Consider the following 13,174-nt stretch of genomic DNA (forward strand, 5'->3'; position numbering starts at 1 on the left):
GCCCAGGTCAGCGCGACCTGACGAAGTACTACTAGCGCAGAACCAGATCCGCCAGTTCGGTCAGGGTCGGGCCCAGTGGCAGGTCGACGCGGTGTGAGGCGTACTGGTCGCCGCGCGTCTCGCCGCGGTTGATGATCACGACCGGGATGCCGGAGTCCGCCGCGCGGCGCACGAACCGCAGGCCGGACATGACGGTCAGCGAGGAGCCGAGGACGAGCAGGGACCTGGCGTTGCCGACGAGCTCGTAGCACTGCTCGACGCGTGGGCGCGGGACGTTCTCACCGAAGAACACGACGTCGGGCTTGAGGACGCCACCGCACTCGTCGCAGCCGACGACCTCGAAGCCTCGCACCGTTTCCTCCGGCAGGAAGACGTCGCCGTCCGGGTTGATCTCGTCAGTGGTGGCGGCGAACGCCGGGTTCGCCTCCCTCAGCCTGCGGTCGAGGTCGAGGCGCGGCGAGAGGACCCCGCAGTCGAGGCAGATCACGCGGTCGAGGCCGCCGTGCAGTTCGACGACGTCCGGCGAGCCCGCGGCCTGGTGCAGGCCGTCGACGTTCTGGGTGATGACGCCGGAGAGCTTGGCGTCGAGGCGGGTCACCGCGTGGTGACCGGCGTTCGGGTGCGCGCGGGCGATCGTGCGCCAGCCGACGTGGCTGCGGGCCCAGTAGCGCTGCCGGCCCGCGCTGCTCGTCGTGAACTCCTCGTAGGTCATCGGGGTGTGCTTGCGCAGGGAGCCGCCCTCGCCGCGGTAGTCCGGGATGCCGGACTCCGTGGACAGGCCCGCGCCGCTGAGCACCAGCACCCCGCCGTCCGCGACGATCGGGACGACGTCGGTGAGGGTGGAGGTGCGCGGCAGCGACGGGCCTGACGGAGACCAGCTCAGGGTGGGCCTTGTTCGCACTTCACCAGCTTACGTACCACTGGCGGAGTTCAGCCTCCGCTGCTGCCGTGTTCGCCCCTGAAGGTGCCGTGACCAGCGCGAACTGTCGCCCGGAGCCTCCGTGGAGCAGCAGCTTGTCGCCGTTCACCGTCGACGGCACCGAACTCACGACCAGCGGTGAGCGCAGCGACTGCGGCAGGTGCAGCTCGGTCGGTGCGGACCCGCCGTTCGAGTCCCAGACGATCACCGCGAACGGTGCGGAGCCGACCAGTGACCTCACGTTGGCCAGCGGGATCTGCTGCCAGGTCTGGTAGGCGCGGTCCTCGTAGGTGAACGCGAGTGTGGTGCCCGCGACGGCCTGCGGGTAGACGCGGTCGACGATCGCGCGGTCGACGGTGAGCACGGGGTTGCCGGACGCGTCGAGCTGCACCGCCGAGAAGTGCTCGTCGTTCATGGCGTCGCCGTCGGTCTTGACCTTGCCGGGGTTGTCGTTCATCAGCTCGTGGTGGCGGCCGTAGTTGATGTCCCAGTGCCACTGGCTGCCCGAGATCACCGAGCCGCGCGGAGCCGACCACCAGCGTGCGCCGGGTGCGGTCGAGTCGAGGCCCTGGTAGATCGCCTTGAGCACGGACGGCGTCTTGTCGGAGGTGTTGCCCGCGACCGGGTGCCCGAACTCGGAGACGATCGACGTGGTGCCCAGCGCCTTGGCGCGGTCGCGGATCGTGCCGAACGCCTGGGTGTACTGGCCGTCACCGGCCTTGCCCGGCATGAGGACGCCCGACTGCGCCTTGCCGTCGTAGAAGTGCGCGTTGAACACGAACCGGTCGCCCAGTGCGGGGACCAGAGTCAGCCCGCCCGGTTCGGCGAAGAAGTCCACGTTCTGGTTCCAGAACACCAGCGGCTCCACGAAAGCGGGCTTGCTCGTCCAGCCCGCCTCGTCCATCTCGGAGCGGAAGCGCTGGTAGAACGGCATCAGGAGATCGCGCTCCCACTGCTGCGAGGTCTGTCCGTTGTCGTACTTGCCGGCGTACGGCTCGTTGAGCGGGTCGACGCCGACGACGAGCTTGAACTCGTTGGCGGGCAAGGCTTCCTTGACGTGCTTGAGAGCCTCGCCGGCCGCGTTGACGAACGACTCCTGCACACCGTTGCGGTTGTGCCAGAAGTCGTAGGTGGCGGCGGTGACGGCGTTGTTGCTCTTCATGTTCTGGCCCCAGTGGAAGCAGAGGCCGCACGACTCCTTCGGGTATCCGCTCGCGGCCCACGCCGGGGCGCCGTCGCCGGTGTACCAGCTGTCCTTGTTGAACAGGTACCGCGAGTACAGGTCCTGGTGGAAGTCGAGGTAGACGCGGATCCCCTGATCGGTGAAGGCCCGCAGCTGCTGGGTCACCCCGTCGAGGTACGCGTGGTCGATCTGGCCGCGCTGCGGTTCGATCCAGGCCCACGTCAGCAGGAACCGAACGGCGTTGGCGCCGGTGAGCTGCTTCATCGCGGTCGCGGACTTGCGTGCGTCCGCCGTGTTCGCGAACGGCAGGCCGCGGTACTCGGCGAGCTTCGCGGAGCCGGAGACGTTGAAACCGCGCAGCACGACCTCGCGGCCGTGCTCGTCGCGGAACACGCCGCCGGACACCCGTAACTCGGTGCCGTCGAACGACTCCGCGTGCACCGGGGTGATCACGAACGAGATCAGGAACAGGACTGTCAGGAGCACCGCTCGCCGCATCGCCGCCGCCTTTGGGAACGTGAACGAGATTCGCATTGCACGGTAGCCGGTGAATTCGCATTCGACTAGCGTTCGACGAAAAGGGGGGGATCGGACGTGGCCGACCTGATCAGCCGTGACGACGTCGAGGTCCTGGAACACACCGTCGCCGACGAGCTCACCGCGATGGGCGAGGCGTGGCAGTGGTTCGAGAACCTCGTAGGACTCAAGGGCCGCAAGATGTTCGCGCGCATCGACGAGGCCGCGGGCACGTACACCGTGTGCACGCCGCGCAAGCCCGGCGACTCGTACGACCTGGCCGTGGGTGTGCTTGCCGGTGGCCGCTACCGGCGCACGGTGCTCGAAGGCGAGCCGCCGGAGCTGTACGGGCGGATCGGGCCGGCCGTGGAGGAGCTCAAGGCAGCGGGGCCGTGGGACTCCTCCAGGCCGCTCGTCGAGTTCTACCGCCGGCACACCGTGGTCGAGCTGTGGGTGCCGATCACCTGATGCTCGCGGTCAGCGCGTCGACCTGGAGCAGCGTCGAGTTCTCGGCCTGTACGGCAATGCGCACGGACGTGGTGCCGGCCTGCAGCCGCACGTCCGATGGCTTGTGCCGCAGGTAGTTGAGCCCGGCCGCGCCGATCTCGACCGGCTCGGTGAGTGTGGTCGTTTCGCGGCCGTTCTGGTCGAACTCGGTGATCACGAGCCTGGCTGTGCCGTTGCCGCGCATGATCGCGTTGGTGACGAGAGTTCCCGGTCGTACCTTGATGGTGGCTTCGCGCGCCGTGCCGCAGTCGGCGACGAGGCTCCAGCGCGAGCACAGCACGCCGAACGCCGGCTTGGCGCGGTCCTTGGTGAGCTGGCCGAACGCGATGCTGTTCGGGTGCGGTGGGGTGCGCGGGTCGTCGTAGAGCTCCCAGGCCATCACGAGCGGCACCTGCAAGTTCTGGACGGTCTGCAGCGTCTGCCTGGTGTAGTCGGCCTGTTCGCGTTCCTTCTGCGCGTCCGGGGCGCTCTTGCCGAACTCGCCGACGATCACCGTGCTGGCCGGGAACTTCTGCCGCGTGCCCGGCACCGCGGAGTCGAGCAGGTCGAGGTTGCTGTAGGCGTGGACGTCCACGAAGTCCATCGGCTTGCCCACGAGCGCTTCGGCGAGGTCCGCGCCGTCGGTCGACGCGTGCATCACGGAGATGCCGCGCTTGCCCCTCGGTGCGGCCGTGCGGTCGTAGACCATTGCCACGTAAGCACTTTGGATGTTCGGCTGACGGCCGCGCACACCGGACGTCTCGTTCTGCAGGTCGTAGTAGAGCACCGAGTCGGTGGGTTCGAGCGCGGCGATGTAGGTGTTCATCCAGTCCGCGCTGGTGATGGCGAACTCGGCCCATTTCGTGCGGTCGCTCTGCCAGTTCGGGTTGGTGAGCCAGCTGTTGGCGAACGCGATGACGAGCCTGATGCCGCGTTGCTTCGCGATGGTGCCGAGGTCGGCGAGGTTGCGGGCTTGAGCGGCCGCGTTGGTGCTCTTCTCCGGCCACAGCACGATCCTGGCGATCGTGCCACCGGCTGAGGCCATCACGTCGAAGTCTTTCGAGACCTGGTCGCGCACCTGCGGCCAGGTCGTGTCCTCGAGGTACTCCTGGTAGCGCTTCTCGTGCTCCGGCAGGTAGTTGAAGCCCGCCCAGCCGTTGTTCCCGAGGATCGTGAGACTGGCGTGGCTGACGACCTGGCCGCCCTCGTAGATCCTGACGACCTTGCGGTCCGCGCCTTGCGTGCCGACCGCGGCCGATCCGCCGCTGAGCACGGTTTCGGAGCCGTCGTCGTTGACCAGCCGCGCTTCCCCTCCGCTCCAGCGCACAGTCGCCGTTTCGCCCGCCTTGACGGTGGGCTTGTCGAACGTCGCGGTCGCGCCGGAGTCCGCGGTGACGACGAGGGTGTCGAGGAGGTGTTCCTGCGTGGTGCCGGACCAGAGCGTGAACACGGTGGTGCCGCGGCTGATCCAGGTGATGTGGCCCTTGCCGGACGGGCCCTGCGCGTAGAGCTTCTGCGGATTTCCGTTGTGCGACACCCACACCTGCGCGTCGCTCAGCGTCGTGACCCAGTTCAGGTCGATCTCGCCGGTGGCGCCGGGTGCGAGCGCCAGGTGTGTGCGGCTGGCGCTGAGTTGCCCCGGCAGCTTCGCCCTGCTGTTCGCGGTGGCGAGGATCGTGGCGAAGTTCGGGCCGCCGCGCAGCTCGAACGTCGTCGTGGTGCCCGCGTAGAGGTACGGCCAGGACGCGCTGCCGTTGACGTCCTGCCGCCACAGCTTGGCCGCCTTGCCGGGTTCGCGGATCCAGATCTGCACGACCTGGTTGCCGCCGGTGCGCCAGGTGACGTCGACGGAGCCCGAACTCTGGCCCGGCGCGAGCGTGACCTCCTGCGCGGACACGGTGATCTGGTTGCTCGCGTGCGCCGGTGCCACGAGTGTGGCGACCAGCGCGAACGCGAGCACCAATGCCTTCCCCCAGATGCTCATGCGCCCCATCTGACCAGACGGGACTTCTGAGCGTTGAGGTTTCAGCCGAACGAGGCGGCCACCAGCTCGGCCGTCTTGGCCACCAGCGGCTCGTCCGCCCCGCCTTCCGGGGTGTCCTTCTTCGTCGACAGCACCGCGATGACGATCGGCGCGCGGCCGGGCGGGAACGCGATGCCGACGTCGTTGGTGGTGCTGTACCTGCCGGTGCCGGTCTTGTCGCCCCAGCGCCACGCGGCAGGCAGCCCGGCGCGGATCCGGTTGCCGCCCGTCGTGTTGGCCAGCAACCAGTTCGTGAGCTGGTCGGCGTCGTCACGGTTGAGCGCGTGGCCCAGCGTGAGCCGCGCGTAGCTCTGCCCGATGGCACGCGGCGACGTCGTGTCGGTCTCCCGGCCGGGTTCGGCCGAGTTCAGCTCCGGCTCCCAGCGGTCGAGGCGCGTGACCGGGTCGCCGATCGACCGGCTGAAGCGGCTGATCGCGGTGGGCCCGCCCAGTTCCTTGAGCAGCAGGTTGGCCGCGCAGTTGTCGCTGTAGGTGATGGCCGCCTCGCACAGGCTCTTGACGGTCATGCCGTTCGCGAGGTTCTCGGGCCTGCCGGTGACCGGCCCGTACCCGGACTTGGTGACGTCCTCCTGCGTGTAGCGGATCACCTTGCCCAGCAACGATCCGTCGTGGTCGCGGCGCAGGACCGCCGCGGCCGCGATGGTCTTGAACGTCGAGCACATCGGGAACAGCTCGTCCGCGCGGTGCAGCACCGTGCGACCGGTGCCCGTGTCGGTGGCGAACACGCCGAGGCGCGCGGTGTGCTGCTTTTCGAGTTCCCGCAGCTTGCCGGTGATCGTCGAAGCCTGGGCCTGGGCGGGCACGGCCACGGCCAGCGCGACACCCGCGCCCAGCGCCAGAACCGAGCGACGGTCAACAACCAACGTCCTGTCCCCCTCCTGGTGAAACCTCTCCACGTGCCAGGACGCGCGGGAGATCAACTGGTTGTCAGTGAACTCTGCGCCAGCACGCGAGGAACGTGAGGGCTGCTGCCAGCGACCCGGCCGTGGCGAAACTGCCCGCGCCCAGGTAGATGACCCACTCGTCCGCGTTGAGCCCTTCTCTGGCCAGCGGGAATCCCCACAGGATGAGGCCCAGCGTCATCGTGCCGGCGGCGATCAGGCTCCAGATGACGATCAGCACCACCCGGCCCTTGCGGCTCGGACCGGCGTAGGGCTTGAGGGAACCGCGTTTCTGCAGCCACCAGCTGGCGAGGGCGGCCAGGGCCAGTGCGATGCCGTCGGCCGCGAGGGTGTCGCTGAGGCGGTGCCACTTGGCGGTCAGGGTGTACTGGCCGATCGCCGTCGCCCACGGCAGCACGAAGAACAGCATCAGGCCGCGCCACTTCCACGGCACCACGATGATCGCCGCGAACAGCACGGTCATCGCGATCGTCGTGTGTCCACTCGGGAGGCTGTTGTGCGCGTAGTCGCCGGTGACCTCGACCAGGGCGGGCCGCGGCAGGATGAACCGCTTGAGCGCCTGGACTGCCACCTGCCCGGCGACGATCACTCCGACGGCCGCGATCGTGAGGTCCCAGCGCTTCCTGAGCACGCCGACCAGTGCGACGGCGACCGCGGCTGCGCCGAGCGAGTAGATGGTGATCTGGCCCAGGGCGTGCCAGGCGGCGTCCGTTGTGGACACGTTGTCCTGGTCGGCGCCTCGCAGCGCGGCGTTCTCGATGGTCTGACCGGTTTTGGTGAGCACGGCGAGGATGTAGGCCAGGGCGGCGAACGAGAACCCTGCTGCCGCGACCGCCGGCCACCGTCGGTAGTTCACGGGCCGAGTCTGCCCCGAAGATCAATGCGCTGCAGGACGGCGGTGACCGCGAGGTCCACTGCGTACTCGTACTCGGCTTGGCGGTCGAACCGCGCGAGATGCTCCGCGGTGTCCTCCAGCACCTCGAACCCGCTCGTTCTGAGCGTGTCCGCGCGGTCGCCGCGGCCGAACGTCGGAGCCGCCGACACCTCGCGCAACAGTGTGCCGATCAGCGTTGCGAGCAGCATCCGCAGCATGTGCACGGCCTCTTCGGTCCCCGCGCCGGCGTCCTTGAGGACCGAGAGGACCGCGTTGACCGGGGCGAGGGCCTTCTGCGACGCGAGCTGGCGGGTGAGCACGAGCGGCGCGGCCCGCGGGTGTTTCAGGGCCTGGGCGCGGAAGCTGTCGGCGATGGCGTGCAGGTCTTTGCGCGCGTTGCCGGTGCGCGGTGGCAGGACCAGGCTGCCCAGCAGGTGCTCGGTGACGGCGTCGAGCAGGCCGTCCTTGCCGTCGACGTGGTTGTAGAGGCTCTTCGGGTCCACACCGAGTGCCCGCGCGACCGAGCGCATGCCGACCGCGGTGATGCCTTCCGCGTCGATGACCTTCAACGTGGCCTCGACGATCGACTCGCGGGACAGCAGCGGGGTGCGGGGGCGGCCACGGCGGGTTTCCGTCACCTGGCCATTGTGCCTTGCAGATGTCCACGGTGTGGGTTTACCTTAATCCACACCGTGGGTTAATTCGAGGGAGCGTTCTCCATGTCCGATCGGTTCACCCTGCCCGCCAGGGAAGTCCTGGAGGCGCGCGAGAAGCTCGTGCTCGACCACTTCCGCGACGAGGTGGCGCACGACTGGGACGCCACTCTCTCGACGTTCCCGCACCCCCACTACGAGATCATCGCCCAGATGGTCGTCCACGACGGCGACAGCGCCGTGCGGCAGTACTACACCGACACGCGCGTGGCGTTCCCCGACCAGCACCACGAGCTGATCTCGTTCCGGCACAGCGTCGACGCCGTGATCGTGGAGTTCTGGCTGCTCGGCACGCATCTCGGGCCGCTGGGCAAGATCCCGGCGACGGGTGGCGAGCACCGGACGCGGATGAACGCGTACTTCATCTTCGACGAGAACGAGAACCTGGTGACCGAGCGGATCTACTTCGATCAGCTGTCGGTGTTGAAGCAGGTGATCAGCGGGATCGACCGGAAGAAGCCGAGCGGGCTGTGGAAGCTGCTGCAGGTGCTCAAGGGGATGCTCGCGATGTCCGGCGGCCAACCGGACCCGCGGCTGGTCAGGACTGTTCCGCCGGTTCTGGAGAACTGACCTCCACCGACCGGAACCGCGCCACGTGCACGGTCAGCAGGAGCAGCGACAGCGACGTCGCGACGAACGCCACGGCCGGTACCAGCGGGCTGAAGGTGGTGCAGGGATCCTCGCCGGCCGAGACGTCCATGATCCCGAAGCTCACCCCGAACAGCGGAACCAGCTGGTCAGCGTTCGGTGCGGTGCCGGCCAGGAACGACGTGCCTGCCCGGCTCCGGCCGCTTGCCCATCAGCATCAGCACCACGGCGACGACGAGGCCGAGCGTCGCGAGCCCGGCGGCCACGGCACGGGCGGCGGGGTGCTCCAGGACCAGCGTGGAGATCGTCAGGGCGAGCACGAGAGCGGCGATCGGGCCGATCACGGAGATGTCCTGGCGCGGCTGGGACGGTTCGGCGGGCTCGATGCGCATGGCCGGCACCGTCGTCTGGTCCGGCACGACCGGCACGCGCGTTTCGATCGTCTCGAAACTCTGCTGGTAGGCCGGACGCCGCACGCCGGGGTTGACCGTCACACCCAGCATGCTGCCTGAGACAGGCGCGCCGCCGCAAACCTCGCGTTTCCCGGCGGCCGCGTGTTCCCATGTAGCGCTGGGCAAAGGGAGGTTCGTCATGTGCCGGTGGCTCGCGTACTCCGGTTCGCCGGTGCTGTTGGAGGAGCTGCTCTACGCGCCGGAGAACTCGCTGGTCATGCAGTCGAAGCACGCGAAGCTGGGCGCGACGGCGGTGAACGGGGACGGGTTCGGCATCGGCTGGTACGGCAGCACGAGCACGCCCGGGCTGTTTCTCAGCACGGAGCCCGCGTGGAACGACCGCAACCTCCGCGAGCTGTCCGCGCAGATCACCGTCGACCGGGTCTTCGCGCACGTGCGGGCGTCCACGGGCGGCGCGGTGCAGCGGTCGAACTGCCACCCGTTCCGTCACCAGAACTGGTTGTGGATGCACAACGGGCTGATCGCGAAGTTCTCGCTGGTGCGCCGCGAGCTGATGCTGGCGATCGACCCGGTGCTGTTCCCGCTGGTCGAGGGCTCGACGGACTCCGAGATCATGTTCTACCTCGCGGTCAGCTTCGGCCTGGCGCAGGACCCGCCCGCCGCCGTCGCGCGCATGGTCGAGTTCGTCGAGGACGTCGGCAGGCGCGCCGGGGTCGAGTACCCGATCCAGATGACCGTCGCGACCACCGACGGCTCGACCACGTGGGCGTTCCGCTACTCCAGCCGCGGCAAGTCGCGCACGCTCTTCCACAGCACCGACGTGACGACGCTGCGCCGCCAGTACCCGGACAACCCCGCGCTGCACGACGTGGACGACGACTCGCGGCTGATCGTGTCCGAACCGCTCGGCGACCTGGTGGGCGCCTGGCAGGAGGTGCCGGAGTCGACGTGCGTCATCGTCCGGCCCGGTGTCGAGGAGGAGCTGGTGCCGTTCAAACCGTGAGTCGCCTTGCGGAATCGTCAGGGAAACGTCAGGTGGTAGGCCGCTAACGTCGAGTGCCGCCGCCAGCGACTCCCTGGAGAGGTTCCTCATGCTGAACACGGCAGCGGCAGCACTGGTAGCCCTATCCGCCCTGGCCCCCACCGGCGCGGCGGACGAAGAAGTCACGGCCGCGCTCGAGGTCGTGACCGTCAACGGATCGGGTTGCCCCGCGGGTGACGCCGACGTGAAATCCGACGACAGAACATTCACGATCGGCTACCACACGTTCCTGGCCCGCGCGGGAGGCGGCTCGTCGCCCCTCGACCAGCGCAAGAACTGCCAGGTCAACATCCGCGTCACCGTGCCGGACGGCTTCACCTACGGCCTGGCGCGCACGACCTACGAGGGTTACGCGCACCTGCAGGACGGCGCGACGGCGCTCAACCGCGTCAGCACCTACCTGCAGGGCACGTCGCCCAACAACACGGTCAACAACACGTTCACCGGCCCGTTCAGCGACAGCTGGACGACCTACTACCGCCCCAACGCCTCCGAGATCCAGTGGTCGCCGTGCGGGTCGCCGCGCAACATCAACATCAACGCCGAGGTGCGCGTGAGCCTCGGGTCCGCGGATCCGGACCGGCTGAACGTCGCGATCGTCGAGTCGAGCCGCGGCGCGGTGCGGGTCAGGCGCTGCTGAGCACCGGCCTGGCGGTGATCAGGTGGTTCAGCACCGCCGCGGCCACCGCCAGGCCACCGAAGCCGTAGGCGAGTGAGGCCGGTGCTCCCCCGCCGGCGAGCACCATGCCGCCCAGCCCCGCCCCGAGCGACGAACCGAGGTAGATCGCGGAGGCGTTGAGCGACACCGCCACCGCGCCCTCCGCCGGCCTGGCCGCCATCACGCGGTGCTGCTGGGTGGCGGGGCAGCTCCACGCGCTCGCGCCCCACAGGAAGACCAGCAGGCCGGGCGGGCCGACGGGCAGCAGCGCGAGGCTCACCCCCATCACGGTCAGCAGGACTCCCATCAACGTCCTGGTGTCGCGCCAGCGGTCGATCACCGCGCCGGCCAGCAGGTTGCCGACGAGGCCGCCGACGCCCCAGATGACCAGGTAGATCGTCACGTTGTCGCGGTTCAGGATCGGCGCGATGTAGGTGTAGGTGCCGAGGCTGGTCAGCGTCGAGAAGACCGTGACGAGCACGATCGACAGGACGTGCCGGTCGGCCAGGACTCCCAGCCGGGCCTTCAGCGACGGCGGCGCGGCGGGAGGGATGGCGGGCAACGACACCGCCACCCCTGCCATCGCCACCACGCCCAGAGCGGTGACGAGCCAGAACGTGCCGCGCCAGCCGACGTGCGAGGCGAGCGCCAGGCCCAGCGGCACGCCCGCGACCGTGCCGGAGCTGAGGCCGATGGTGATCAGCGCCAGTGCTCTGCCGCGGCGTTCCGGGGCGACCAGGGCGGCCGCGGTCGCGGCGGACATCGGGGAGTACAGGCCCGCGCCGAAGCCCGCGATCACGCGTGACAGCAACAAGAACGCCAACGAGGTGGCCACCGCGCTCAGGACGTTGCCGAGGGTGAAGACGGCCAGCGCGGACAGCAGGACGACGCGCATCGGCTTGCCGGTCAACAGGGTTGCGGCGATCGGCGACAGAAGTGCGTACGACAGCGTGAAAACGGTGACGAGCTGGCCGACCGCGGGGACGGGTTGCTGCAGGGAGGCGCTCATCTCGGGCAGGACACCGGCCACGACGTAGGCGTCGAGGCCCAGGGCCACCATGCCGGGCAGGAGAGGGAGGACCTGGCGCATCAGATGTTCCGCGCCGAGCCGCCACGCCGCCCGGCCGGGCCGCGGAGAGCCTGTCCCATCACACGCCTCGAATCGCCGCGCTGTCGTCCCATCCGCTGACTCCCCAGTCCCGCAACGCTTCCACCGAGTGCTGTCCCACCGACGGCGCCGGTGCCGGAACCGCCGTCTCCGAACGCGAGAAGCGCGGCGTGGGCCTCGGCTGGTGCTGACCGCCGACGTCGACGAACGAGCCGCGCGCCTGCAGGTGCGCGTGTCCGGCGACTTCATTGGGCGCCAGAACCGGTGCGACACAAGCATCCGAGTCGGCGAAGATCTTCTCCCACTCGGTGCTGTCGCGCGACAGGAACGCCTCGCCGATCTTCACCGTCAGCAGCGGCCACCCCGACTCGTCGTACTGGTCGGGCAGCTCGGCCTCGCCCAGGCCCAGCTTCTCGAGCAGCTCGCGGTAGAAGTGCGACTCGACCGCGCCGACCGACAGGAAACGGCCGTCCGCGCACTCGTAGGTCGTGTAGAACGGCGCGTCCACCACCGTGACGCGGCCAGGGGTGTGGCGCCACTGGTCGATCATCACCGACAACAGCGCGGTGCCCTCGACCATCGCCGCGTCGATCACCTGGCCCTCCCCGGACCGCGCGCGCTCCAGCAGCGCGGCCTGGATGCCGATCACCAGCTGCAGCGCACCGCCCGCGAAGCTCGAAAGGTAGTACGGCGGCGGTGTGGCGGGCACCTGGCCGGGAACCGACAGCGCGCCGGTGACGCCGAGGAACGTGATGTCGTGCCCCGCGCGCCGGGCGAGCGGACCGGCCTGGCCCCAGCCCGTGACGCGGCCGTAGACCAGCTTCGGGTTGCGCCGCAGGCACACCTCGGGCCCGATGCCGAGCTTCTCCGCGCTGCCGGGACGTCCGCCCTCGACCACGACATCGGCCCGTGCCACCAGATCCAGCACGACAGCGGCCCCGTCGGCGTGCTTCAGGTCCACGGCAACGGAACGACGGCCACGCCCCAGCGGATCAGGAGAAGCCACCGGCGAAGCCTGGGCCGCCCGGTCGATGCGCAGCACGTCCGCGCCGAGGTCGGCGAGCACGGTCGCGGCGAACGCCCCGGCCACCGATCCCCCGAACTCCAGCACCCGCACGCCTTCCAACGGACCCGGCACAACCCCTCCAAAGATCTCGACGACGCTGCCCACCTTTCCCGCGCGGGCGCGCGAAGTCGCTACGAGGTCCCGTAGTGACCCGGCCCCGAATCCCGCTTAGCTTCGGCGCCAAAACGACTTCAAGGAGCGAAATGTCTGTGGTCTACACGGCCGATGTCACTTCGAGCGGCGACGGCCGGAAGGGCACGGCGACGTCCGCCGACGGTGTGCTCGACCTGCGGCTCGCCGGACCCAAGGAGGTCGGCGGCAGCGGCGACGGCACCAACCCCGAGCAGCTCTTCGCCGCGGGCTGGGGCGCGTGCTTCCACTCGGCGCTGCGCCTGGTCGCGCGCAACGCCAAGGCCGACCTCACCGACAGCACCGTCACGGTCTCGGTGGACCTGGTGAAGGGCGACGACGGCTACCACCTGGCCGCACGCATCGTCGCCCTGCTCCCCGGCCTCACCCAAGAACAGGCCGACGACCTGGTAGCCCAAGCACACGCGCGCTGCCCGTACTCCAAAGCCACCCGCGGCAACATCGACGTCGAAGTCACCGCCAAGGTCTGAAAATGATGAAGGGAACCTTCATCCACCTGACGTGGATGAAGG

15 protein-coding genes are annotated in these 13,174 nt (G+C 69.2%); 5 read left to right on the forward strand and 10 right to left on the reverse strand.

The window, feature by feature from the left end:
• Positions 1-31 precede the first annotated feature (31 nt).
• The gene (locus UK23_RS24060) at positions 32-901 is read right to left on the reverse strand and encodes an NAD-dependent protein deacetylase (RefSeq protein WP_045313880.1); all 870 of its coding nucleotides are present in this window, start codon (positions 899-901) and stop codon (positions 32-34) included.
• Between the two features lies 1 nt (position 902).
• Positions 903-2,600 (reverse strand): cellulase family glycosylhydrolase, encoded by a 1,698-nt coding sequence (locus UK23_RS24065; RefSeq protein ID WP_045313890.1) that lies wholly within the window; start codon positions 2,598-2,600, stop codon positions 903-905.
• Positions 2,601-2,696: 96 nt separating this feature from the next.
• Between UK23_RS24065 and UK23_RS24070 the strand changes: the two genes are divergently transcribed.
• Positions 2,697-3,086: a GyrI-like domain-containing protein gene (locus UK23_RS24070; RefSeq protein WP_052684981.1), complete on the forward strand. Its 390-nt coding sequence runs from the start codon at positions 2,697-2,699 to the stop codon at positions 3,084-3,086.
• On the opposite strand, the gene UK23_RS24075 is transcribed toward UK23_RS24070, so the two are convergent.
• The 4 genes from UK23_RS24075 to UK23_RS24090 all read right to left on the reverse strand — a co-directional run bounded on the left by UK23_RS24075 (position 3,079) and on the right by UK23_RS24090 (position 7,562).
• Positions 3,079-5,088, reverse strand: coding sequence for a hypothetical protein (locus UK23_RS24075; protein WP_156213344.1), 2,010 nt, complete (start codon positions 5,086-5,088; stop codon positions 3,079-3,081). The two genes, UK23_RS24070 and UK23_RS24075, sit on opposite strands and share 8 nt — an antisense overlap.
• A 41-nt stretch (positions 5,089-5,129) precedes the next feature.
• Positions 5,130-6,011, reverse strand: a complete 882-nt coding sequence (gene bla, locus UK23_RS24080) for a class A beta-lactamase (protein WP_045313892.1) — start codon at positions 6,009-6,011, stop codon at positions 5,130-5,132.
• A 64-nt stretch (positions 6,012-6,075) separates the two neighbouring features.
• The gene (locus tag UK23_RS24085) at positions 6,076-6,906 is read right to left on the reverse strand and encodes a phosphatase PAP2 family protein (RefSeq protein ID WP_045313882.1); all 831 of its coding nucleotides are present in this window, start codon (positions 6,904-6,906) and stop codon (positions 6,076-6,078) included.
• On the reverse strand, positions 6,903-7,562 hold the full coding sequence (locus UK23_RS24090; RefSeq protein ID WP_045313883.1) for a TetR/AcrR family transcriptional regulator: 660 nt from the start codon (positions 7,560-7,562) through the stop codon (positions 6,903-6,905). The genes UK23_RS24085 and UK23_RS24090 overlap by 4 nt, the downstream gene beginning before the upstream one ends.
• Positions 7,563-7,643: 81 nt before the next feature.
• Between UK23_RS24090 and UK23_RS24095 the strand changes: the two genes are divergently transcribed.
• Positions 7,644-8,207, forward strand: coding sequence for an ester cyclase (locus UK23_RS24095; RefSeq protein WP_045313884.1), 564 nt, complete (start codon positions 7,644-7,646; stop codon positions 8,205-8,207).
• Here UK23_RS24095 and UK23_RS51875 read toward each other — a convergent pair.
• Positions 8,176-8,352, reverse strand: a complete 177-nt coding sequence (locus tag UK23_RS51875; protein WP_156213345.1) for a hypothetical protein — start codon at positions 8,350-8,352, stop codon at positions 8,176-8,178. The genes UK23_RS24095 and UK23_RS51875 overlap by 32 nt on opposite strands.
• Before the next feature lie 22 nt (positions 8,353-8,374).
• Positions 8,375-8,719, reverse strand: a complete 345-nt coding sequence (locus tag UK23_RS24100; protein ID WP_156213346.1) for a hypothetical protein — start codon at positions 8,717-8,719, stop codon at positions 8,375-8,377.
• 97 nt (positions 8,720-8,816) lie between these two features.
• Here UK23_RS24100 and UK23_RS24105 point away from each other — a divergent pair, with 97 nt between their 5' ends.
• Entirely contained in the window at positions 8,817-9,641 is an 825-nt protein-coding gene (locus tag UK23_RS24105; RefSeq protein WP_045313886.1) for a class II glutamine amidotransferase, read from the forward strand.
• A gap of 88 nt (positions 9,642-9,729) precedes the next feature.
• The gene (locus tag UK23_RS24110; RefSeq protein WP_045313887.1) at positions 9,730-10,320 is read left to right on the forward strand and encodes a DUF4360 domain-containing protein; all 591 of its coding nucleotides are present in this window, start codon (positions 9,730-9,732) and stop codon (positions 10,318-10,320) included.
• Here the strand turns inward: UK23_RS24110 and UK23_RS24115 are convergent.
• A complete protein-coding gene (locus tag UK23_RS24115) occupies positions 10,307-11,428 on the reverse strand; it encodes an MFS transporter (protein WP_045313888.1) in 1,122 nt (373 codons plus the stop codon). The genes UK23_RS24110 and UK23_RS24115 overlap by 14 nt on opposite strands.
• A 58-nt stretch (positions 11,429-11,486) precedes the next feature.
• A complete protein-coding gene (locus tag UK23_RS24120; protein ID WP_045313893.1) occupies positions 11,487-12,584 on the reverse strand; it encodes a CaiB/BaiF CoA transferase family protein in 1,098 nt (365 codons plus the stop codon).
• A 131-nt stretch (positions 12,585-12,715) separates the two neighbouring features.
• On the opposite strand from UK23_RS24120, the gene UK23_RS24125 reads away from it, so the two are divergent.
• Positions 12,716-13,132: an organic hydroperoxide resistance protein gene (locus UK23_RS24125; protein WP_045313889.1), complete on the forward strand. Its 417-nt coding sequence runs from the start codon at positions 12,716-12,718 to the stop codon at positions 13,130-13,132.
• The last annotated feature ends 42 nt before the right edge of the window (positions 13,133-13,174 follow it).

Origin of the sequence: Lentzea aerocolonigenes (genome assembly GCF_000955955.1) — a bacterium.
Classification (GTDB): domain Bacteria; phylum Actinomycetota; class Actinomycetes; order Mycobacteriales; family Pseudonocardiaceae; genus Lentzea; species Lentzea aerocolonigenes_A.

Coding starts and splice junctions, on each gene's coding strand:
- UK23_RS24105 (WP_045313886.1), top strand. CDS start 8,817: ATGTGCCGGTGGCTCGCGTACTCCGGTTCGCCGGTGCTGTTGGAGGAG.
- UK23_RS24110 (WP_045313887.1), top strand. CDS start 9,730: ATGCTGAACACGGCAGCGGCAGCACTGGTAGCCCTATCCGCCCTGGCC.
- UK23_RS24125 (WP_045313889.1), top strand. CDS start 12,716: ATGTCTGTGGTCTACACGGCCGATGTCACTTCGAGCGGCGACGGCCGG.
- UK23_RS24065 (WP_045313890.1), bottom strand. CDS start 2,600: ATGCGGCGAGCGGTGCTCCTGACAGTCCTGTTCCTGATCTCGTTCGTG.
- UK23_RS24095 (WP_045313884.1), top strand. CDS start 7,644: ATGTCCGATCGGTTCACCCTGCCCGCCAGGGAAGTCCTGGAGGCGCGC.
- UK23_RS24115 (WP_045313888.1), bottom strand. CDS start 11,428: ATGCGCCAGGTCCTCCCTCTCCTGCCCGGCATGGTGGCCCTGGGCCTC.
- UK23_RS24075 (WP_156213344.1), bottom strand. CDS start 5,088: ATGAGCATCTGGGGGAAGGCATTGGTGCTCGCGTTCGCGCTGGTCGCC.